The 22,027-nt window shown below is 41.3% G+C and carries 27 protein-coding genes; 16 read left to right on the forward strand and 11 right to left on the reverse strand.

The genetic code is table 11. The features are described from left to right. Window positions 1-39 precede the first annotated feature (39 nt). The 7 genes from E2626_RS14350 (at window position 40) to E2626_RS17265 (ending at window position 4,709) form a co-directional block, all read left to right on the forward strand. Window positions 40-270 carry a hypothetical protein gene (locus tag E2626_RS14350; RefSeq protein ID WP_134382475.1) on the forward strand — a complete coding sequence of 77 codons (231 nt, stop codon included), beginning with the start codon at window positions 40-42 and terminating at the stop codon, window positions 268-270. A gap of 149 nt (window positions 271-419) precedes the next feature. Then, on the forward strand, window positions 420-1,268 hold the full coding sequence (locus E2626_RS14355) for an MBL fold metallo-hydrolase (protein ID WP_134382476.1): 849 nt from the start codon (window positions 420-422) through the stop codon (window positions 1,266-1,268). Window positions 1,269-1,424: 156 nt separating this feature from the next. Further along, window positions 1,425-1,697: a hypothetical protein gene (locus E2626_RS14360; RefSeq protein ID WP_134382477.1), complete on the forward strand. Its 273-nt coding sequence runs from the start codon at window positions 1,425-1,427 to the stop codon at window positions 1,695-1,697. A gap of 510 nt (window positions 1,698-2,207) precedes the next feature. Further along, entirely contained in the window at window positions 2,208-2,627 is a 420-nt protein-coding gene (locus E2626_RS14365) for a hypothetical protein (RefSeq protein WP_134382478.1), read from the forward strand. A gap of 116 nt (window positions 2,628-2,743) precedes the next feature. Then, window positions 2,744-3,487, forward strand: coding sequence for a hypothetical protein (locus E2626_RS14370; RefSeq protein ID WP_134382479.1), 744 nt, complete (start codon window positions 2,744-2,746; stop codon window positions 3,485-3,487). 64 nt (window positions 3,488-3,551) lie between these two features. Next, complete coding sequence (locus E2626_RS14375; protein ID WP_134382480.1) at window positions 3,552-4,433, forward strand: GNAT family N-acetyltransferase; 882 nt, start codon at window positions 3,552-3,554, stop codon at window positions 4,431-4,433. 120 nt (window positions 4,434-4,553) lie between these two features. Beyond that, window positions 4,554-4,709: a hypothetical protein gene (locus tag E2626_RS17265; RefSeq protein WP_166786838.1), complete on the forward strand. Its 156-nt coding sequence runs from the start codon at window positions 4,554-4,556 to the stop codon at window positions 4,707-4,709. A gap of 106 nt (window positions 4,710-4,815) precedes the next feature. On the opposite strand, the gene E2626_RS14380 is transcribed toward E2626_RS17265, so the two are convergent. The 3 genes from E2626_RS14380 to E2626_RS14390 form a co-directional block, all read right to left on the reverse strand. Next, a complete protein-coding gene (locus E2626_RS14380; protein WP_134382481.1) occupies window positions 4,816-6,444 on the reverse strand; it encodes a hypothetical protein in 1,629 nt (542 codons plus the stop codon). Beyond that, window positions 6,441-7,229 (reverse strand): ABC transporter ATP-binding protein, encoded by a 789-nt coding sequence (locus E2626_RS14385; protein ID WP_134382482.1) that lies wholly within the window; start codon window positions 7,227-7,229, stop codon window positions 6,441-6,443. The genes E2626_RS14380 and E2626_RS14385 overlap by 4 nt, the downstream gene beginning before the upstream one ends. 245 nt (window positions 7,230-7,474) lie before the next feature. Beyond that, on the reverse strand, window positions 7,475-8,467 hold the full coding sequence (locus tag E2626_RS14390; protein WP_134382483.1) for an LLM class flavin-dependent oxidoreductase: 993 nt from the start codon (window positions 8,465-8,467) through the stop codon (window positions 7,475-7,477). Window positions 8,468-8,706: 239 nt separating this feature from the next. On the opposite strand from E2626_RS14390, the gene E2626_RS14395 reads away from it, so the two are divergent. Together E2626_RS14395 and E2626_RS14400 are read left to right on the forward strand one after the other, a co-directional pair. After that, a complete protein-coding gene (locus E2626_RS14395; protein WP_134382484.1) occupies window positions 8,707-9,237 on the forward strand; it encodes a TetR/AcrR family transcriptional regulator in 531 nt (176 codons plus the stop codon). Window positions 9,238-9,323: 86 nt separating this feature from the next. Beyond that, the gene (locus tag E2626_RS14400) at window positions 9,324-10,526 is read left to right on the forward strand and encodes an MFS transporter (RefSeq protein WP_134382485.1); all 1,203 of its coding nucleotides are present in this window, start codon (window positions 9,324-9,326) and stop codon (window positions 10,524-10,526) included. Window positions 10,527-10,692: 166 nt separating this feature from the next. Here E2626_RS14400 and abc-f read toward each other — a convergent pair whose 3' ends face one another. Next, a complete protein-coding gene (gene abc-f / locus E2626_RS14405; RefSeq protein WP_134382486.1) occupies window positions 10,693-12,144 on the reverse strand; it encodes a ribosomal protection-like ABC-F family protein in 1,452 nt (483 codons plus the stop codon). Between the two features lie 360 nt (window positions 12,145-12,504). Between abc-f and E2626_RS14410 the strand changes: the two genes are divergently transcribed. From E2626_RS14410 to E2626_RS14435, 6 genes are all read left to right on the forward strand, one after another. Further along, complete coding sequence (locus E2626_RS14410; protein WP_134382487.1) at window positions 12,505-13,776, forward strand: S41 family peptidase; 1,272 nt, start codon at window positions 12,505-12,507, stop codon at window positions 13,774-13,776. A 291-nt stretch (window positions 13,777-14,067) separates the two neighbouring features. After that, entirely contained in the window at window positions 14,068-14,571 is a 504-nt protein-coding gene (locus E2626_RS14415; protein ID WP_134382488.1) for a DinB family protein, read from the forward strand. Between the two features lie 34 nt (window positions 14,572-14,605). Further along, a complete protein-coding gene (locus tag E2626_RS14420; protein ID WP_134382489.1) occupies window positions 14,606-15,259 on the forward strand; it encodes a hypothetical protein in 654 nt (217 codons plus the stop codon). A 24-nt stretch (window positions 15,260-15,283) separates the two neighbouring features. After that, window positions 15,284-15,751 (forward strand): SRPBCC domain-containing protein, encoded by a 468-nt coding sequence (locus E2626_RS14425; protein ID WP_166786839.1) that lies wholly within the window; start codon window positions 15,284-15,286, stop codon window positions 15,749-15,751. A gap of 106 nt (window positions 15,752-15,857) precedes the next feature. Beyond that, window positions 15,858-16,349, forward strand: a complete 492-nt coding sequence (locus E2626_RS14430; RefSeq protein ID WP_134382491.1) for a GNAT family N-acetyltransferase — start codon at window positions 15,858-15,860, stop codon at window positions 16,347-16,349. Window positions 16,350-16,486: 137 nt separating this feature from the next. After that, entirely contained in the window at window positions 16,487-16,678 is a 192-nt protein-coding gene (locus E2626_RS14435; RefSeq protein ID WP_134382492.1) for a hypothetical protein, read from the forward strand. Window positions 16,679-16,786: 108 nt separating this feature from the next. Here E2626_RS14435 and E2626_RS14440 read toward each other — a convergent pair whose 3' ends face one another. The 3 genes from E2626_RS14440 to E2626_RS14450 all read right to left on the reverse strand — a co-directional run bounded on the left by E2626_RS14440 (window position 16,787) and on the right by E2626_RS14450 (window position 17,798). Next, entirely contained in the window at window positions 16,787-17,230 is a 444-nt protein-coding gene (locus E2626_RS14440) for a GNAT family N-acetyltransferase (RefSeq protein WP_134382493.1), read from the reverse strand. Between the two features lie 99 nt (window positions 17,231-17,329). Further along, window positions 17,330-17,545, reverse strand: coding sequence for a hypothetical protein (locus E2626_RS14445; RefSeq protein ID WP_134382494.1), 216 nt, complete (start codon window positions 17,543-17,545; stop codon window positions 17,330-17,332). A 19-nt stretch (window positions 17,546-17,564) separates the two neighbouring features. Continuing rightward, on the reverse strand, window positions 17,565-17,798 hold the full coding sequence (locus E2626_RS14450; RefSeq protein WP_134382495.1) for a hypothetical protein: 234 nt from the start codon (window positions 17,796-17,798) through the stop codon (window positions 17,565-17,567). Window positions 17,799-17,979: 181 nt separating this feature from the next. Here E2626_RS14450 and E2626_RS14455 point away from each other — a divergent pair, with 181 nt between their 5' ends. Continuing rightward, window positions 17,980-18,450, forward strand: a complete 471-nt coding sequence (locus tag E2626_RS14455) for a DinB family protein (protein ID WP_134382496.1) — start codon at window positions 17,980-17,982, stop codon at window positions 18,448-18,450. Window positions 18,451-18,613: 163 nt separating this feature from the next. Here the strand turns inward: E2626_RS14455 and E2626_RS14460 are convergent, their stop codons facing one another. From E2626_RS14460 to E2626_RS14475, 4 genes are read right to left on the reverse strand one after another with little or no spacing between them, the layout of a single operon-like run. Beyond that, on the reverse strand, window positions 18,614-19,843 hold the full coding sequence (locus tag E2626_RS14460) for an ABC transporter permease (RefSeq protein ID WP_134382497.1): 1,230 nt from the start codon (window positions 19,841-19,843) through the stop codon (window positions 18,614-18,616). Further along, window positions 19,836-20,771 (reverse strand): ABC transporter ATP-binding protein, encoded by a 936-nt coding sequence (locus tag E2626_RS14465; RefSeq protein WP_134382498.1) that lies wholly within the window; start codon window positions 20,769-20,771, stop codon window positions 19,836-19,838. The genes E2626_RS14460 and E2626_RS14465 overlap by 8 nt, the downstream gene beginning before the upstream one ends. Continuing rightward, a complete protein-coding gene (locus tag E2626_RS14470) occupies window positions 20,764-21,636 on the reverse strand; it encodes an ATP-binding cassette domain-containing protein (protein ID WP_134382499.1) in 873 nt (290 codons plus the stop codon). The genes E2626_RS14465 and E2626_RS14470 overlap by 8 nt, the downstream gene beginning before the upstream one ends. After that, window positions 21,633-22,022 carry a GntR family transcriptional regulator gene (locus E2626_RS14475; RefSeq protein WP_134382500.1) on the reverse strand — a complete coding sequence of 130 codons (390 nt, stop codon included), beginning with the start codon at window positions 22,020-22,022 and terminating at the stop codon, window positions 21,633-21,635. Before E2626_RS14475 ends, E2626_RS14470 begins: the two co-directional genes overlap by 4 nt. Window positions 22,023-22,027: the final 5 nt, after the last annotated feature.

Below are 22,027 nucleotides of genomic sequence, written 5' to 3' on the forward strand. Positions count from 1 at the left end.
TTATAAAGAAAGCGTATACAACCTAAAGGAGTGAACAGTTTGAAAAAGTATATTGTATTTATTTTAAGCTTAGCTCTATTGTATATAGGCTTTCAAATCTTATCCGGCTGGGTTCTAACAGCTCTTTATGTTCCTGATTTATCCACGGGATATATGAGTACAAGTGGGGGAATAGTGCTTGAGCAGTCTCCGGTAATTCAATTTCTGGCTATCCTATTAATTGCAACGATCGCTTATGTATTCTCTCAGAAAATGATTAGGCATACATAAAATAATCTGATTCACAAAATATGATTTCCGTTAAAGGAGGTAAGTCCAGTGGTGAAAAAATAACGAAGAGAAAACCCGTGTCATAAAAAAGCATGTGGATTTTCTCTGTTCTCGAGTAACAGTTAAATAATGAATGAGGAGAAATGAACATGCTAAATAAAATAAATTCGTCCGTTTACTATATGTCACATGAGGACAAGCGGGAAAGACCAGTTTTGGGATTGGTGTGTGGTGAGCGATATAGCCTTGTGATTGATGCAGGAAATTCTGTTCAACACGCACAGGACTTTTTAAAGGAAATCGAGGATTTGAATGTACCGCCAGTCAAATACGTGGTCATTACACACGGGCACTGGGATCATTTTTTAGGATCACAGGAGTTTGGAGCAATGACAATCGTCAACCGGCTGACCAATCAGATCATACAGGATTGGCGTAGTTATTCGTTTGATGATGAATCGCTTCAGCGTTATGTGGATGACAGGAAAATCAGTCCTCAGTGTATGGAGACGATCAAAAATGAAGTGCCGGAAAGAGACTCATTTGAAATCCCTTCACCTGATATTATTTTTGAAAACGCGCTGTCCATTGATCTGGGAAACAAGGTATGTGTGCTTGAGACCATTCATAGTACGCACACTGATGACGCCACGATTGTGTACATCCCCGATGATAAGGTGTTGTTTTTAGGGGATAGTGCGTACGGAACAACGACCAACTCACTTTTTCATTACAAGCAATCGCTACTGATGCCAATGATTTGCGATATTCGAAAGTATGACGCTGAGTATTATGTGCTGGGGCACGAGTCGATTTGTGACTTAGCTGAAATAAACCTGTACTGGGCTGAGCTTATTTCTTCGAGCAAAGCGACAAAGTCTGCTTCATTAGATGAGGCAATTGAGTGTTTTGAAAAGGAAAATGGCAGAGCGCCAAACGACAATGAACGGTTCTTTTTAAATGCTTTTGTGAATGATCAAATCCTTAAATCGAAATAAATTAAACAGGGAGGTAAAGCTTGAAGCATTTTAATATATGACTTCGTGTTTGCCTCTCTGTTTTAAATTGCTTTGACAGTTTCAGCTCAGGAAACAAACTGATTTATCTTATATTATTCACAGGTATTCTTCTTAAAAAGAGGAAGGAGAAATAATATGACAAGAGGAAGGTTAAACGGATTAATTATCTCCAGCATGATCTTAGCCGCAACTGGTTTTATATTGCTGTTTTTCAGCGTGAATTTCGGAACATCGCTTGCTGATAAATGGTTATTTCAACAGGGCGGGGCAGACACTGCAACGTATCTCATTATTATAGAAAGCTATATTAATAATTTCATCGTTGCTGGAGGAATTCTTTTAGGTATTGGTCTCGCCACGATTATTTTCTCTTATTATAAAATACTTAGTGCCGGAGAATTGAAGTGAGGGCATTCAAAACACTGACTCTGTGACAGGAACCATTCATACAAAATTTTATTGGTTTACTTAAATGATTTGTGTGGGAATTGTGTTCAGTTCTGGGCACAAATTTGTAACAAAGCAAACATTGACCAATTTCTATCCATTCAATTCTTCCCATTGATCAATCATCAAAGCTGGATGAAAGAGTAGAAGCATCCTGTTAAGGAGTTTAAGGAGCTAAACCTGATTCATGCTTATATCAAAAATACTGAGAGGCAGGTGGATACAATGGTTGTTATTCCATTTTTAATCAATGTTCTTATAAGCTTATTTATACTGGCAACTGGCTATTATGCCTGGAACAAATCAAAGACTCAAAAGAATTATCGAGTAGTATCCATTATATTAATGACCACCGGTGTTGTTTCTCTACTTGTTAATGGGGTAACCGCTATAGTAGAGGTGTAATTAAATGGAATTTCACTTACGGAACTCAGGTTAGAATGAGTCACAATATAAAGGAGGACATATCCCATGACCCGTGCTAATATCACAAAAACAAATTGGGTTGTCTATGGCTTTGCATTGTTTGCTGGAATCGCCTTAACAATCGTCGCATTTGTAGAGACAGCGAACCCGGGGACAGGGCCTGATGCCGGGCAGTCACGATTCTTTTTTTCACTCAATGAAGCACTGATGTATGCTGCTGTATCAGTCTTTTTCATTCTCTTGCTTCTATTAGTGTGGAAAAAAATCAAACCATACCATATAGCTGTTTTAACCTTTGTATCTGCTTTGCTGATTAATAATCTGGTTCTCTCAGTTACAAGCGGATGGGTTGGACTGGCGGGTATGATGATCCTGTTTTTCGGAGCAATCCTTTCTGTCTTAATGAGCCTGTTTGTTTTAATCGCAACCTGGATATCAAAAAAACGAATTCTTGCGGAAGAATAATTAGTAGGTATACGGGGGCGTGGATGTGAATTGTAAAGGACTTGCGATTCAGCGTTTACCTCCTTGAGTGCTTTGTCGACTGATTGGGAAACATTTAATAAGAAAGGTTGTTCATGATGAAACACATCTATGCTTTTGAAGACATCAAGGAATATGAAATTCACAAGGATCTCATCCAGCGTTTCAGCAAGCGGCTGGAGGAGTATCAACACATATTGGAAAAAGAGTACTTATTAATCAATCAGCCAAAAGGAATTGTATGGACGTCAGCAGAAGCGGCCACCACTATATTTTCTGATATTGCTATCCCAGCGTTTACGAACAAAAATACGATATACATAACACCTGACTTAGCAGCCTGGAGAAAGCTTTTCGTGCAGCAGTTAGACGGGAAAGACGTTCCCCATATTGAACGTTTTTACGAAGAACTCTCAGAGAATCACATCCTGCAAATCCTGGGTCATGAGTTAACGCATCACTCTGATTTATTTCTCGATGATTTTGACGATGAACGTGAAGATAGCATTTGGTTCGAGGAAGGCATGTGCGAATATTTGCCAAGAAAGTTCCTTTTAACTGAGAAGGAATGTGATGAGATTACAGCGGTTGAGGAAGAGTTAGTAGACGCGTTTACTGGAGAATACGGTCACCGCTCTATTGACGAGTTTGGCAGCGGCTCATACACATCCAGTTTATCAAGCATTATGTTCGATTATTGGAGAAGTTATCTGTACGTAAAACATCTGGTGGAAGTCCGTTTCAAACACGATATTCAGGCAGTTTTTGAAGAATATCATAAATGGGATCAGGAAGGGCGGACATGCTCGCTTAGTGAACATTTTGAGCTTGATCAATATTGATCTTGTGACACACACAATTTTCATAGCTTTTTACTTGTTTATATAACCAAAAGAGGAGATTACTATGAACATAAAAATCATTTCACCAAAAGATATAAAAGAAGTTTCTATTTATCTTGAAAAAATGAATACAAAAAATAGAAGCCATATAGGATTTTGCGGAGAGCATCATGAAGAAATATACGATTCTTTAATGAATGATTTTTCTGATTTAGCATTAGAAGATTCGTTTTTAGTTGCATATGATCAATCTGATATCGTTGGTGCGATTGGATTGGATGTAGATTTGGACGGGGGATACGCGGATATATGGGGACCGTTTGTCACGGATGAAAATCTGGATGTTGCACAAGCATTATGGAATAAAATTCTTCTTACGATACCTCAACAGATTAAGTCCTGCTCCTTTTTTATCAATCAAGATAACTCATTTGCCAAAGAATTTGCAATGCAAAATCACGCTCAATACTCAGGCGCAGATCAGGTTCTGAATATAGCAAGAAGTACATTTACTGATGAATCCATCAGTTCTTCAAAAGCAATAGACGAAGCGTTCTATGATTCATTCGCTGCTTTACATAATGAGGTTTTTCCAAAAACCTATTACAATGCTGATTCTATACTAAATAGACTGAATAGAAATCATCATCTAATGGTGATAAAAGGAAATGAGTCAGAAATTAAAGGTTATGTATACATAGAAGCGAACCCTGAACATAAAGAAGGAAACATTGAGTATATTGCCGTTTCAACGGAATTTAGAGGTCAAGGAGTTGGGAAAGTACTTTTAACCGATGCTTTGAAGAAGCTCTTCTCGTACCCAAGTATTGATGAAATCACGATATGTGTATCAGGTGAAAATACAGCGGCAGTCAATTTATACAAATCTGTGGGGTTTAAAGAAAAGTATGTTTTGGATGGTTATGATCTAGTGGTAAACGATTAATTACATGATGATTCCTATGTTTCTATCTCAGAGGCATTTGATCATATCAAAACTAAACTTTAACAAAGCCTGTACGGTAAAAAATATGAAATTCGAACTTTGAGTTAATGGGAGGGTATTATGTCTTTAAATGCTATTTTATTTGCACTTGTAGCAGGAGTTTTAACATTTATTCTGATGAACAGTGTGGATCCGGTAAACCCGATTTTAATAACAAATATATTACTGGGGCTAATAGTTGGACTGCTGATAGATAAAAAGAAATCTGACCGTTAAAAAATCACGATTAACCCTGTGTTGAACACAAATCCCACACAACCTTACTTGTTTAGATCATCTGAATGAGTTGTGTGGGATTTGCTTCTGGCACAGGGTCATTTACTCATGTGTCAAATCGGATCTTTCTGAACCCAAGTGTCCACACAATCAGGATAGCGATCAACAGAATAACGGCATAAATCTCAAGACCAAATGCCCAATTATTGAACAGGACGTGGATCAGGCAGAAGCCTCCGATCACCAGCATCATAACAAATGCCTTGATGCCTTCCTGATGCTGCGCAACTGAAAAAGGCTGGCTGAACGGCAGGCTTTTTCCGTTTAGTGCGAGTGTGCAGATCGCAGCATAAAGAATGGCAGTCGCAATGATCACGACAAGGTCCAGCCAGATTCTCCCGGAGAAAATCCAGATGAAAACAGGTGTTAAAATCAGCATAGCCGGCAGATAGAACATCACCAGTACACTTTTCGTTAATCCTCTGTCAATTAACATGCGGTCTTTTAAAGGCATTGCCGCATAAATCCAGGACCCTTTATATGCCCCTGAGTATTTCACCATCGAAATAACCGTCGGAATCACAAGCAGGGTAAAATAAAACAAATAATAGGAGCTGCCCTCTCTAAGCGCTTCAAAAGATCCATTTTCACTTGTCGTAAACATAAACAGAAACGGAATCACAAATGTAAAGCCCACCTGAGGGTATACCTTCAGCTTGAATTCACGTTCATTCTTCATCATTGCAAAAGAGAAGTTCATAAAATTTCGCTCCTCTTGATTAGGTGCTATGAAGCGAAGAAAGATCTGCTTCAAACGGTTTGTCCGCTTTTCTTTCCCTTGTTCAACCGTAGAGAGTTTATGCAGAGAGGATTCGAAGGCCGGAATCATTTTGACATAAAGAATCATGGCAATCACAGGGACAATCACAGCTAATGCCGCCAGCAGGAGGACAAATAAACTCCGCTCACCAGTCAAAAGCGCTTCGTGCAGTGCACCAAACCAGACAGGCGGGGTGAAAAGCTGCCACCAGGACGGGGTAAAGGTCACGTCGAGGCTTGTAAATTGAAAAGAGCGCGCGACTAGCTGGTAACCAAGAATGATGCCAAGTGTTAAAGCAATTTGCATGAAATTAATCACATTTTTTAACTTTTCCCCATCGAAAAATTGCAGAATGGCAAAGTAAACGAGTGCGGTCATCATTAGAATGAGAAAATTCAGCAGGATCAGTTCTGCAAGAAATAGCAGGAAAAATCCGAAACCATTCACATAGAGTGAGACAAATAATGGAATGCCTGTCGTCGCAATCGTTAACAAAGACATATAAAGTGTAATATGAAGCATTTTGGCCGTGCTGATCGTACGTTGATCCACCGGCTTTGTCATCATCATATTGCGGTCTCTGACATCAAGCAGAACAGATGAAAAATCAGAGACCATTGAGGTCATTAAAATAAACATCAGAATGCCGAAAATAATGCTCAGCTGAAAGAAATAGTCATCAATAAACAAAAACGGAATCACCGCAAGTCCATATAGCGCATAGATCCACAGCGAGCGGATAAAGTAGTTTTTTCCTTCCTTCACCTTCGACTGCGCAAAGACCGTGGGCACTCTTCTTGTATCCATCGTCAGTTTCATGCCGAGAATCAGCCGGAGCATCGGATAATCGATACCCGCGCGTCTGAACAAAGGAGCGAAACGATCAAGCAGTCTCAGCGTGGCGAAATTGTTCATGCCGGTTCCTCCTGAACGATGGCAACGAAATCCTCTGCAATTTCCTTATGCTGACTAAAGCCGGTAAGACTATTGAATATATCCTGAAGGGACCCTTTCTGATTCTGCTCCTTCAGCTCATCAAAGGTCCCGTCAGCGGCAATATGACCACCTGAAATCAACACAATCCGGTTGCTGATCTTTTCGACAATGTCCATGATATGAGAAGAGTAAAAAATCGTTTTTCCCTGTGCTGACAGTTGGGCCAGAATCTCCCTCACGATCAGCATACTGTTCGCATCCAGTCCGCTCAGTGGTTCATCGAGAAATAAGACATTCGGATTGTGCAGCAGGCTTGATATAATGAGCACCTTTTGCCGCATTCCTTTAGAAAAAGAGGACAATCTCGCATGCATGGCGTGATCAATCTCAAACTTCATCATCAACCGATGCGCTTTCACACGGGCTGATCCCTCTTCAAGTCCATAAAGTCCTGCAATAAATGCGAGGTATTCCTGAGCAGTCAGTGAATCATAGAGTTCCGCATTTTCCGGGACGTATCCAATCCTTCTTTTATATGTATGATCCTGATTTTTCAGGTTTTCTCCGAAGATAAAAATATTGCCCTCGTATCCATCCACAAGACCGAGCATCATTTTTACCGTCGTACTTTTCCCTGCGCCGTTCGGTCCGATATATCCGATAATATCCCCTTCATATACGGAGAGGTCAATATCCTCCAAAACGAGCTTATCTCCAAATCTTTTCGTTACATGTTCGAGCCGGATGACTTCCTGACGCTCCATCAAAAAACTCCCTTCTATTCTTTATTCCAGTACCTTCTGACGACTGTACGATCGACACCGCTTGCTTGAATGGGATTGGCAGAGTCGATATTGTCATCATTACAGGTGGCAAGAAATTCCTTTATATCTATAATACGTCCTTCTACTAACGATTGTTTCAAAATTCTATAACATAATGTTAAATATAAACCTGAATAAATAAAACGCTGAAGCAAAATCTGCTCCAGCGTTTTATTCGCATTGCTTTACAATAACTCTTTTGCAAGCAATCTATAAACATTCAATCGTGCTTCCTGGGAATGGGGGATGCTGACGATCATGGCTTCATCAAAACCGTACTTTTCCTGCTCTGCTTTCAGTTTGTCGGCCACATCTTTGGCTGCACCGACGATATGAAGCGGACGGCGATGCTGGATCTTGATTTTATCCATTTCTGTCAGTGGGTAGTCTTTTGCCTCCTCCGGCGTGAGCGGCTGAGCGATTTTACCCTGAGAAAGCCATAGACCGGCAATGTCCTGCGGCAGTGCTTCGTATTCTGCTTCTTCTTTCGTTTCCGCTGCTGTGACCATATAGCACACATTGATCTCAGGCTTTTCCATCAGTGCTGAAGGCCTGAAGTGGTATCGATAAGCTTCGAGGATTTCTGTGCTCAACTGGCCATTAAAGAACTGTGCAAATGAATACCCGGCACCCAACTTCGCTGTTTCCACCGCGCTATTTCCGCTTGATCCGAGCATCCAGGCTTCCGGTAATGTGACATGACCAGGTACTGCAGGCGTTGAGCCATGTAATTTGCCTTCAGGGACCTCATCATTGATCAGCTGCATGGCAATTTTAAACTTTTCATACATGTTATCGAGTAAAGGTCTTCGTCCCTCTGATAGTGCATACATGGCACCGCTGTCACCACCAGGTGCTCTGCCGACGCCGAAGTCGATTCTGCCGGGTGAAAATGCACTCAGTGTCTTGAAGACTTCAGCCAGTTTTAATGGTGAGTAATGCATCATCATCACGCCGCCGGTGCCAATTCTGATATTTTCTGTTTTTGATGCAAGTCTTGCTGCAGTGATTTCAGGTGCAGAGCTGACGTGAGATTCTAATCCGTGGTGTTCTGCCATCCACATGCGATGGTAGCCGAGTTCATCAGCCAATATGGCCAGCTCCTCGGATTTTCTGAGTGCATCAACTGCTGTATTGCCCTTCGTCACAGGCGCTTGATCAAGTACACTTAATTTCATTGGAAACATCCTTCTCTCTATTAAATGATCTTAGGTTTAAAAGTAATCTCGGTAGCATCTGAATACGTCTGATAATAAACAGGAGGAACTCAGCCTCTCTGATGTTATATTTGAGGTGAACTATAGCAGTAACGAATCATTCTTTCAATCTGAACGACTTCCAATCAAAAGGGATGGCTTGCTCTTCATCATTTTTTATGTTAATTTTATAATGATCATTCTATCTAAGGTTGGTGTGTATGAGTAAGAAAAAGCAGGATTTGTTGGAATGTGCAGATGCATTGTTTTATGAGAATGGATTTCACGGAGTTGGGCTTAAGCGAGTAGTAAGTGAGGCTGGCGTTGCTTTGATGACGTTGTATAATCACTTCGATTCGAAAGAAGATTTAATTTTAGAAGTGCTGTCTGCCCGTGAAAAGCGTTATTTTTCATTTTTAAATCCAGCTGTAGAAGAGGGAAATACGAATGATAAAACATCTTTTGCGCTTGGGTTGGGTCAATCACATATTAAGTGGCTTGGTACTGAATCAACGAATGGATGTATGTTTTTAAGAGCAAAGGAGGAGTATGCTTTTGAAAATGAAGAAATAGTTAATCAGGCGATTGGACATAAAAAGTCAATTATTTCATTCTTGCAGAAGCATGGTTTCGCTCAAAAGGAGGCCACCCAGTTAGCTTTGCTGTTTGAGGGAGCTACGTCATTTGCGGAAGTAGTCGGTTTGGAAGCGGCGGCAGATGAGCTTTACAATCTAATAAAAAAAGCTTTTTAAGAGTAAGCTGAATTCATATCAGCTTACTTTCATTTTTGCTTAAAAATATAATGATCGTTCTATCTAAAAAGGAGTGAATTTTAATTATGTGGAAATTTGTATTACCTGGTTTAGCAATGATTGGCGTCACTTTTGCGTTTGCCCGATTCAGCTTTGGGCTGTTTCTGCCTGATATATCTAAGACGTTAGGTCTTTCGGAGAATAATGCAGGTTTTATTGGCTCAACAGCCTATGCTTCTTATACGTTAGCTTTAATCACTTCCTCCTATTTCATTCAGAAATGGGGTCAAGTACGCGTTATACAATTCGCTGGATGGAGTGCAATATTGGGCTTGTCGGGAATAGCGTTTTCCCCCAATTTTCCTATTCTGGCGTTGAGTACGTTTATTGCAGGACTTGGCAGCGGGTGGGCTTCACCGGCATATGCTCAAGTTGCAGGAAACTCCTTAAAGGATAAAGACAAAGACAGAGGGAACACATGGATGAATAGCGGAACAAGCTTTGGTCTGATTGTTTCTGGACCGATCGCTCTTTTCTTTACAGAGCACTGGAGATTTTCATTTATTCTTTTCGCAGTGATTGCTTTCGTTGTGACTATTTGGAATACAAGAAAGATACCGTCCAAGTCTTCTCAAACTGACGGGATAGAGCAGCCAAAGTGGATTCCTTCTATAAAGAAAGCGAAGTTCCTGCTTTTAGCATCATTTATTACAGGAATCAGTTCTTCAATATTCTGGACATTTTCAAGAAGCTATCTAACTGATGTTCATACAATGAGTGATGTTGAAAGTGTGGTTTTTTGGATTTTGATGGGGGCTGCAGGAATGGGTGGAGCAGCTGCAGGAGGTTTTATCAATAAATTTGGTCTTGGTTTATCCTATCGCCTGACGGTTACGTTTATGATGATTGCTCTTGCAATTATTACGATACCAACTGGTGTTGCCATTTACGGTTCTGCTATCTTTTTTGGGATCACATATATCTTTATGACAGGGATATTTATCGTTTGGGCAACGCGGATCTTCACGAACTTCCCGTCAATGGGCGTTGGTCTCTCGTTCTTATTTCTAGGGGCAGGTCAATCGATCGGTTCATTTGTAGCAGGCGTAACCATCGATGGCATCTCTTATCCCTTCAGCTTTATCTTATTCGCTGTAATCGGCCTGGTAGGACTACTCGTTCCTACCAGGATCAGTAAGGAAGTGAGCGAATTGGATATAAACGATAAGAAATTCTCTCCAGTCCATAACTTTCAGGACAGACAGAGAGAAGGCACAATGAAGTTTTGAATGACTAGGAGCTGCTTCCCTGAGAGCAGTGTTTTTCATCAATGCCCAGTCTTGAATATGATTCTGGATAGGGATTTTCAAACGCTGACATCACACTAAATAAATTACAGGGACGTAAAGTTGCAAGCCAATCAAGAAATGGCCCGGCATTTACGTCCCTGTTTAATTACTTCAATTCAATAATCCTCGTCGCCACATGCTCCACAAAAACATGATCATGCTCTACAAACAACAAGGTAGGCTGGTAATCACCAATCATTTTTTCAATCTGCTTCTGGTTATAGACGTCAAGATAATTAAGCGGCTCGTCCCACACGTAGCATTCCGCTTCAGTGCCAAGTGATTTGGCGAGCTCGACTTTCTTCTTCTGGCCTTCACTCATTTCTTCGATTGATATATTGAAAACATCCCGAGTGAATCCAAGAATTCGAAGGTTGTTGAGAAACAAGGTGTAATCAATTCTATGTTTTTCGGAAAAGTCCTTCAGTGTGCCAGTGTGTGAAGCAGTCTGTGAGACGATGCTTTCTGTCAGACCTTGAGGAATCAGCATCTCTCCGCTGCTCGTCACATCCTTTGTGATGCCTTGCATGTAATTGAGCAGGGTGGTTTTACCGGAACCGTTTGGCCCGGTGATCGCGACCTGCTCGCCCTGAAGGAGTTCAAAGGTGATGGGCTCAAATAGTGGTTCATCACCATAGCTTAGAGTGAAATCCTTTACCCGCAGCACAGGATTTCTGTGGCTGCTGACACATTTGATCGTTAAGTCACTAATTTTCTCAATGTTTTTAAGCAGCTTTTTCTTTTCTTCGATTTTAGCGTTGGTACGCTGTTCGATTGCTTTACCGCGCTTCATCATCCGCTTGGCGATCGCATTTCCAAAAGGATCATTGCCGGACGGCTTCTCGCGCTGCTGACCCCAGTCAACTTTCTCTTTTGCAGATTGTTCAATTCGTGCGATCTCGGATTTTAATGACTTGTTCTGATCCAGCTCGAACTGATCCTGCCGTTCCTTTTGTTCTTCATACGTCGAAAAGTTTCCATGATAGATTGCCACCTGACTACGTTCAATAACGAGCGTATGATCAGTAACTGTATCTAAAAAATGCCTGTCATGGCTGACAACGATATAGCCCTGCTTCTTGTACAGGTAATGGGCAAGTTGCACCCGGCCCTGCAGATCAAGGTGGTTGGTAGGCTCATCAAGTAGCGCAAACCGGCTTTCATCACAGAATAGGGCTGCGAGCATGACGCGTGTCTGTTCACCACCTGAAAGCTGGGAGAAAGGCTCCCAGACAATCTGTTTGTCCATACCAAGCAGCTGGCATTCCCGCTCAAGCTTCCACACTTCAAGCGGCATAACCTCATCAATCGCTGTGTAGACAGGGCTTTCAGGATTCTGAATTGGAAGGGGGAAGTAGACAAACTCGAGATCTGTCACAATCTCTCCTTCATACTCCAGCTGACCCATCATGAGCCTGAGTAGTGTTGTTTTCCCGCGTCCGTTACGACCTGCAAGGCCGAGTCTCCACGTGTCATCAAGTGTGAATGACACGTCATCAATGAGGGGGTGGTCCAGTAAATCATAGCTAAAGTGTATATGTTTTAATTCAATCGGCATACATCAAACCTCCAGTATGGATGAGTTGAATGTACACGCATTTTCTTCAAAAAAATCCTCCCGCAAGCATGCGGAAGGATAAGTGTGTATGCATCAATAAGCCTTTATCGTAAAGGGATAGATATGTGCAGACTGATCCTATTTTTTCGTAAAAATGCGTATACATTTTGACGTGTAAAATAGAACTAGTTGATCATCTGCCATCCATCATCCCTTCTTGTGAGTTAGGTTTAGTATAAGGGAAGATGACAGTATAATCAATTCGATTTCCATTTAACCCCTCAAATGAAAAAGTATTTCAGTTATAATAGTAAGAATAGTATGACATAAGTTGGAGCTGAATTCGAAAAGGGGATTATTATGTATGTAAATATGTTCGAAGAGATTGCAGATGTCATGCACCATGACTATTCAGGATTCCTTGATAAAAAAGGGTGGGATCAACCTGATTTGTTCAGGGAGCAGGTAGAGGCGCTTAACCCAGCTGATCCGGAATCACGTGCTGCATTTACAGCGATTGTGAATGATTATCTACTGGATTTCAGGGATAAGCACGTTTCATTTACTGCTGCTGATCAGAATGGAAGTCCTTCCGAGTGGGCTGGATTTAGAGTGAGAAGATATCGTGAGTTCCTGTACATCACTGAGTCTAAGGATACGCGTTTTCAAATAGGAGATAAAATCATTTCAGTAGATGGGGAAAGTATCCCTCAGGCATCTGATACATTTGCAAGGAAGCTTTATCAGGAAAAAGAAGCGCGGCAGGATTGGAATCCGGTCATGCTTTCAGCTGGTGAAATTGAGGTGGAAAAAAGCTCGGGTGAACGGGCAATTTATGAGATACATAGAAAGAAAAAGCCGGTGTATACCCCTGAATACTCCTCAAGAGAAATTGGACCTGGTATTCACCTGATTAAGCTGACTGATTTTGGGGATCCGGATGCTGTGTATACACTGTTTAAAAAGCATGAAGAGTCATATCAAGCTGCGAAGGCACTGATCTTTGACGTGAGGGTCAACTATGGTGGGAGTGATTCAAGCTACTATCCTTTCATTCCGTTCATCTTTGGAGCTGAAGAAGTGGATCCATATGAAATGAGTCCGGAAATGCTGTTTAATTGTACAGAGAAAACTGCACATAGCCAGCTTGAGGAATTAAAAGAAACGCTTAAGGTAGTAGAGGAAGAAGAGACACGGAAGATTTTGAAATTCTTTGAGGAGCAATGGCAGGAGAAGCGGGGAAGCGGATTTCAGCGATTCCCTTTTGAAAAGGTATTGCCTATGGAAAAATTAAGTGGTCATAGAAAGCCAGAGCAGATATTTATTCTTTCTGATCTCTACTGTGGAAGCTCAGGTGATTCATTTGTGGAAACAAGCAAATGGTCAGAGAAAGTAACGGTTATCGGCCGGCCCACAATGGGGATCAACGACTACAGCAATGTAGCTTCACTGGATATTGGAGAAGGTTTTACACTCGGCTATCCCACTTCGAAGCTGGTGTATCAGAATCCTGATCACTACCAGACAGGGCGGGGTATTGAACCTGATGTATATATTGAGTGGCGTCCTGAGCATCTGGAGCGGGATGTTGATTTGGAAGCAGTGATGGACCGGTTGAAGAGTGTGACATGAGCATATAAAGGAAGCGGTGAGATTAGATGAATAAAAAATTGTTGTATGGATTGATATTTGTAGCTGGTATCTTAGTCGGTGCACTGGTTATTCCGTTGTTTTAATAACACAAAAGTGTAAGATATGGTCAGACGAAACAGTAAAAAAATGGTGCGGTTTATTGATCAGGAGCTATTACAAAAGAGTTAGTTATAAAACTTTTAAATATGTATATATAATTTAGAGGAACTTGACTGAGATGAATGGGCATCAATTATTTTATGATAGTGACGGTAAAAAGGAGTGGTTTATATGTACGAATTAAAACTGATTGAAACGTATAAAACCGATCTTGAAAAATACTCCGTTGAGCAATTGAGATATTCTCCAGCTGTTGAAGCCTGGTCAATTAGTCAGGTGTATGATCATGTGATTGTGGTTGCCCACGAATACCTTGATCAGGTAGATACTTGTGCAACATTGAAAACAAAGCAAAAGTCAGGAAAAACTGATTTTGGAGAACAACTTTTTAAAAGAGGCAGCTTTCCCGCAATAAAAATAAAGCTGCCAGATGAATTAAATGCACCCCCGAGTAATATCGATAGCAAAGAATTTCTTCAGAACAGGCTGACTGAGCTTTCTGAAAGAATGAAAATTTTAAGGGAAACGGCTGCTGAATCGAATCGGGAATATAAAATAAAACACGGAGGCTTCGGTTGGTTGAATGCACAGGAATGGTACGATCTGATCGGCATGCATTTCCGTCACCATACTCGTCAAATTGAGGAAACGAATAAAAGTAATAGAAGTGAATAGAGGAAACCAATCATGAGAAACAGAAGGTGATTCAATGTACACCAGCAAGAATAGTTACTACTGGATATACTTTATCATTATATGTTCGTTGCTTTTATACGCTGGATATTTTTTAGGTGAAGAATTTCATTTATGGAGTTCATATGTTGGTATTACCGCAGGTGTTTTGGTATTACTCATCATTATCATTCCATTAACGGCATATTTGGCAGACAAGCTGATGAAATTCACAGCTGATAAAGATCTGCATGAAAAACGTATGTTCAAATTTTCTCTGGCATTTATGATGGTGCTTCCTGTCGCATTGGTAGCGGGAACGATTTATAACGAATATCGCGAAAAAAACTTAACGAATGTATTAGATTACAGCCCTGAACATGTAGAGGTTATGTTACTTGATTCGGAAGTAAGTTCAGTACAGTGGGAAGTTAGTCATGCTAAAGCTGCGAAGGAACTGTTCGATTTTCTCAAGCAGTATGATGTGAAAAAAATGAGAATGACCGAATGGGATACTGATGTTTCCGAAGAATCACGTTTTGTTTTCACCATCTACACAAAAAATGACATTATTGGTGCTTCTGTCTATGAGAACCGTTTAATCCTATATAATGAAGGTGAATATTATTCAGTAACAAATGGTCCGGTGGATATAGAGTGGATGGCAGATTATCGTGACAGATATAAATGATGGGGATATTAGAGGACTGGTCGTGTGACAAACTCAATCAGAAAGGAAGATCACATCATGAAAGAAACCCATTTTTCTATCCATATCAATGCTTCAAAAGAGCGTGTGTGGAGTATTCTTTGGAACGATGAAACATTTCAGGACTGGGCAGATATCATCGACGAGGGTACTTATATGAAGGGTGTCATGAAAGAGGGAAATGAGATCGAGTTCCTTTCATCAGTAAATGGATATGGGGTCACGAGTCTGATAGAGAAGCTGCGTCCTCACGAGTATGTATTATTCAGGCATCGTGCTGACACAAAAGAAAGCGGACAGCAGGAACGGGATCAGGAGTGGACTGGCGGGAGGGAGAGCTATTCTCTTACGGAAGAAAACGGTGGAACACTTCTAGTCACTAAAACTGATATTCCAAAAGAACAGGAAGAGACGTTTGCGATCCGGCTACCGAAGGCATTGGAGCGGATTAAGGAGTTAGCGGAAGAAGAGTGAGCGTGAACATTGTACGCGAGCCAGAGAAATATACACGAGACGCATTTGCTGAATCAATTGTTGATTGAATGATTCATTATTCTGGTCTTAGGAGAGAAGATGAAAAATGATTGAATTACGAAAAATAACCGGGGATAACATTGATGATGTAATAGCACTGGAAGTTGGAGAAGATCAGAAAGATTTAATCGCAACTAATAATCTCAGAAGCTTTGCGGACGCTCATATGTTAAACACAGACGGAATACCAGCGACTCCTTTTGGTATATATGCCGAGGGAGTTGCGATAGGTTTTTTAATGTACATTTATGATACCTTGGATCACGAATCATTTGAAAGTGAAGTATTTTACGGGAAGAAGAGCTATTTCATCTGGCATATCATGATTGACAAAAGTTATCAGGGGAAAGGGTACGGCAAACTTGCCTTTGAAAAAATGTTGATGAATATTGATACTATGCCAGATGGAGAAGCAGAGTATGTAACCCTCTTTTATCGCACAGGTAATATAAAGGCTAAAACATTATACGCTTCATGTGGATTCGTAGATACTGGCATTATTCAGGATCATTCGATGTTAGCGATTAAAGATCTATAGAAAAAATGAGACATGAAACGTAAAGCATTTGACTGGCGAATGGTTCAGTGTTTTCGCCATAGGTATAAGGCTTTGTTTAAGTACTGTATTCTAAAAGGGCTGCTATATACGGCCAGTGGATACACTGGGATAAAGATTTGCTGGTTCCTAATGGTATTGAATTAGAAATTCAATTTAACCATGCTGGTTTATCTTTAACAGAGCGGCTAAAACAGGAAATTGGAGAGACCTATAAAATCAAATACATAACGTCTTCGAGTGCGAGGATTAATGAAGAAAAAGAAGTAACGTATAAGAAACATATTAAGATGAATGTGCACCTTCACTGACGGGTGATAGTGCACTCTACAATATATCCATTTTACAATAATAACTGTATTATCCCGCTGTGTTTTGCCTATTCACTCATAACCGTTGTATGTACCTTTCATCAAAGCTCAAGACAAAGCTAATTCATAATGATAAAACTGAGTGTCTCTTTTATACCCATTCTTCTCATATAACCGTTGTGCCGACTCATTATCAGGTGCTGTACTCAAGCTGACACTGACGGCACCTGTTTCAATTGCGTATTCTTTCACAGTATTCAGCAGCATTTCTCCAACTCCTTGCTTTCTAGCGGAGACATCTATGTATAAGTCGTTAAGAATCCAGGCTTTTTTCATAGAGATGGATGAGAAGGTAGGGTAGAGTTGAGTGAACCCGACATACCTGTTGTCTTCTTTTGCGACAAAAATGATCGAATCTTTATTTCTTAGACGCTGCTCGACATAAGCAGTGGCACCTTCTAAATCAGGGGACTGCTGATAAAATTCACGATACAGGTTAAATAATGCTGATACACCTTCCAAATCTTCTATTGCAGCCTGATAAATGTTCATTAAAAACGCTCCTTTTAGTTAAATGGGTATTATCCTGAACCCTCCTGATGATCATTTCACTTTCCTTGTAAATGCTGACCCTGCGACCGACTGAAACTCCTAAGTGAAACTCCTGCACGTCGTACAATAAGGCGTCGTATCTCCTCTTTTGATCACACCATTACATTGCGAACAGCGAAGGAATTGTGACTCCTCCTCAATGACATCGTTCCAACCCTTTGCCATCACGCGGCTGAATAAATTCATAGATTGTACATCGTATTTAAAATAGATCCAGATACCAAATGCACAGATAAACAGAACGATCAGAATCATGTCATTCACTCCCGAATTTTTATTGTAAAGTCGAATTGTTTTTTTCTAGCCTTCTAAAAATAATATACAGGATCATTCCAACCGCACCTGCCGTTAAAGTCAGTATCCAAAAAAAATGCCTTTTAAATCCCATAAAATAATGATCCGAATCGTAGAAAACCCATATTGAAGCAATAAAGAAAATTGTATAAATCACTGCGAATTCAATTTGATAGCCGCTAAAATCAGTCTGGTTTGCTATACTCCATCCCATTGAATATGCTCCTTTTAAAAAATAGAGTGAATTACAATAACGTTACTCTATTTCGAGCGATTGTGGTCAATATCCTTTCTTTAAATATATCATACATTTAGTGGAAATATTTCCTTATAATGAATGGTCGGTTGTGGTAGGGTAAAATGAAACCAATCTTTTATATAAAGGAGCAGGTAATGTGATTGATCTATTCTTATACAATTGGCAGGTACGAGATGACTGGTTTGAGTGGTGTAAGTCTTTGCCTGAAGAAGAGCTGCATGCAGAGAGAAAGGGTGGAATGGGCAGCCTGTTTCAGAACCTGGTTCATATTATAGACTGTGAGCTTCTGTGGATGAAAGATCTCATAAAAGATCCAGTAACTTATGAACCACGGGAAATGATCAGCACTTTAGAGGATATTATTGTCTATTCGGATTTCACAAAAGATGTCACACAGCATGCACTTTCAACATGGAACGATGGAATTGAAAATAGAAGCATTCAGATTACCAGCAGGAATGGAAAGGTTCACTCTTTTACATACGAAAAGGTTATCAAGCACCTGATCACTCACGAGGTTCATCATATTGGTCAGTTATCCGTCTGGGCGCGGGAGATTGGCAGGAAGCCGGTTTCGTCAGACTTGATTGCCAGGGGTTATGAGTAAAGGGGGGAGAGTCATTATGAACAATCTCACAGCATCACAGGCAAAGTGAACTTGGCTACTGGGTACTATACTACTCGCCTTAGCATCCGCCTGAAGCGCAACGAAACGACAGTAAAGCTTGAGACAACTTTGTCCCAAGCTCTACTGTCATCTATTGAATCTACTACGAACGAATCCACTTCATCATGTCACCCATTGAAGCATTCTTCCCATACAGCAGGATGCCTACTTCAAAAATCTTTCCGGCAAGCTTCATGAATAACCACACGGACAGGATCAGGATGCTTATGCCGATTGCGATTTCAACCCATGGCCATTCCTCAAGCAGAGATAATCTCATAATCAGAACAGCAGGGGAGGTAAATGGGATATAGCTGCCGACCTGTGCTGCAATTCCGTTTGGGTCAGAAAGAATAGGTCCAATCAGAATGACTGGTGAAAACGGCAGCATCATCACTAAGCCCTGGAAGTTACTCGTTGAACTCATATCTTCGATCGTTGCACCAAGTCCGACAAACAAAGCAGCGAACAGCAGGTAGCCGATTAACGCAATAACAATCAGCAGGGCAAGCTCAGGTACAAACAGATATTCCATGATTGGGAGGTCATTGAATCTCCAGATCACAAACGGGAATGCAATCAGGAGCCATACACCAACCTGTAGCATACCAAGCCAGAAGTAGCCGATAATTTTCCCTTGCATCAGGTCACTTGGCGTCAGTGAAGACAGGACGATCTCAGATACCTTTTCCTTCTTTTCCTGTGAAGCACTCTGGAAGATCATCATGCCAGTCATGACAATCGAGAATAAAATCAGTCCTGCGAATGCACCTGGAATGATACGTGCCAGTTCATTCAGTCCTGAATCAGCTGTAGCCTGCTCTGAGTCTGACAGTTCTTCTGCATTGAACTGCACACCGTTGGTCACAGCAGCCATCTGTTCATCAGATAATCCTGCATTCTGCAGATTCATCTGCTGCAGTGGTGCTGCTAGAAGCTGGACCTCACCTGCAAATGAGTCAGGCGTTTCATCTGTTGTGTAATAGGTGACCTGCCCATTACGCAATGCAGCCTCATCAAGCGCAAGGTACACTGCACTTTCATCCTCTTCTAAGCCTGCTTCCCATTCATCAGGGGAGGCGTTGACAACACTGGTTTCCCAGTTCAGATCAGCACTGGTGACGAAGGGTTCAATTTGTTCTGCCCAAATACCTGATGGATCTGATACGGAGACATTGACTGGATCATCATCACTGCCGGAACCTGATAATAGCGTCGGCAGGGTAGCGAATAAGATGAAAAGCACCGGTGTTAATAGAAGTGAGATCACAAACGACTTATTTTTGACATTACGCTTGAATTCCCAGCGGGCGACTTTTAAGCTGTTACGCATATTTTTCTTCCTCCTCTGCTGCAAGTGTCCGGTCTGAAGCGACATCAATAAAGATTTCATGAAGTGAAACCCGGTCGAGCCTGAATTCCTCGATATGAATGTCTGCAGGCAGCTTGCGGATCCAATCCGCTGCTTTCAGGTTCTGATCCAGGAAGAGGACAGACACATTGTCATGCTGTTCAACCCGGTTCACAAACGGAATTGCCTGCAGTTTCTTCTCTTCATTTTGACCGTGAATTGTACATTTGAAGCTGGCGTACTGCCTTTTTACTTCATCCATTGTCCCACTGATGACTTCCCGTCCTTTATGAATCATAATCAGACGATCAGCCATTTCCTCTACCAGGTTCATCTGATGGGCAGAGAGGAGGATCGCAGTGCCATTTCTGGCGAGTTCCCGGATTTCTTCCTTGAACACTTCCTGACTGACAGGGTCCAGGCCTGAGAATGGTTCATCCAAAATCAACAGCTCCGGCTCGTGAATAATAGAAGCAATGAATTGAACTTTTTGTCCCATTCCCTTGGACAGCTCTTCAATTGAAACCTTGTCTTTTCCTTCAAGACCAAACTTCTTCAGGTAAGATAAGGCGCGTTCCTTTGCTCTTTTGAGTGGATAGTCCTTGAGCTCTGCAAAGTAGAGAAGAATATCCATGATTTTTACGTTTTTATAAAGCCCGCGTTCTTCAGGCAGGTAGCCAATTTTGTGCTTCGGAATCTGACCTTCCTTCTCACCGTGGAATTTGATTGTTCCGTGGTCCGGATAGAGAATCCCCATAATACTTCTGATGGTCGTTGATTTCCCGGCGCCGTTTGGACCGAGAAGGGCAGTGATTTCTCCCTTTCTTACGTTAAATGAAACGTCGTGAAGTACCTGCTGATCTTTAAATGACTTTTGAAGGCTTTGGACGGTAAGTGCAATCTCAGACATCGACCATTTCCCCTTCCATTAAGATTTCCTGGATAATATCTTCCAGCTCAGGTATTTGTTCATCAACAATAACCAGGTTGTTTTGAGAAAGGTAAGTCATCGTGGCATCAGGCTGGTTTGATAAAATAACTTTCTTATAGGTCCGCTTGATTTCTCCCGGGACCCGACTTACTGGCGGCTCTTCCTTTAACCAGAACAGGCGGTAGGAGGAGGCGAGGGAGTCTTTTTCAAGCAGCTGTGACACCCGTCCTTTATTGATAAATACAAGATAGTCAGCCAGTTTTTTAATATCATCCGCCTGATGGGAGGCAATCAAAACGGTTCTGTCGCCTTTTTCCATCAGCTCGAGTAAGAACTGAATAAAATAGTTTCTCGAAGGAATATCCATCGCAGCAGTTGGCTCATCTAGCATAAGAATAGAAGTGTTTTTCCCGAAGTTTAATGCAAGGTTTAACTTCGTCTTCACGCCGGGAGAAAGCTTCTGAACCTTCTTATTCAGCGGAATGTTCAGTTTTTCGGAGAATCTTCTGAACAGCGCTTCGTCCCATGAAGGATAGAGTTCTGCCATCAGGTTACGCAGCTGTTCACCTGTAAAAGCATCACAGCCAATCATCGTCTGAGCCTGGTAAGCAATTTGCTGCTTCCAGCTGTCATCTACGTCTCTGACTGAATGACCATACACCTCGATTTCTCCGTTATCCTGCTTCACAAGGTTCATCATCATTTTGAAGAAGGTACTCTTGCCGGCACCGTTAGTTCCGACAACTGCCGTAACGGTCCCTTCTTCAATGGCAAGATCCGGTATGCTCAAATGAAAATCATCAATCGATTTCTCGAGATTTTTGATCACTAATGGAAAAGTCATTGGTTATCCTCCTTTTGAAGCAGGGTTTCTACCATGCGGATGATTTCTTTATTTGATAATTCATGCTGTCGTGCTGTAGAAATTGCTTTCAGAATCGCATCTTCAACTGCCTGGCTGGCCATTGATGTTTTCATATCAGGATCCACCTCTGCGACAAACGTGCCTTTTCCCTGAGAGGTCTGAATGAATCCGCTGTACTCAAGGTTTTGATAAGCTCTTCTGATTGTGATTGAACTGATTTCCAGCTCTTTCGCTAAAAGTCTAATAGAAGGAAGGGGGTCGCCTGTTGTTAATTGTCCACTTGCGATCAGTGCTTTAATCTGATTTTCAATCTGATGATAAATCGGTTCGCGAGAGGACTTGGAAAGTCGGATTGGAAGATTCATATCAG

This window comes from Jeotgalibacillus salarius, assembly GCF_004405125.1.
Classification (GTDB): Bacteria; Bacillota; Bacilli; order Bacillales; family Jeotgalibacillaceae; genus Jeotgalibacillus; species Jeotgalibacillus salarius.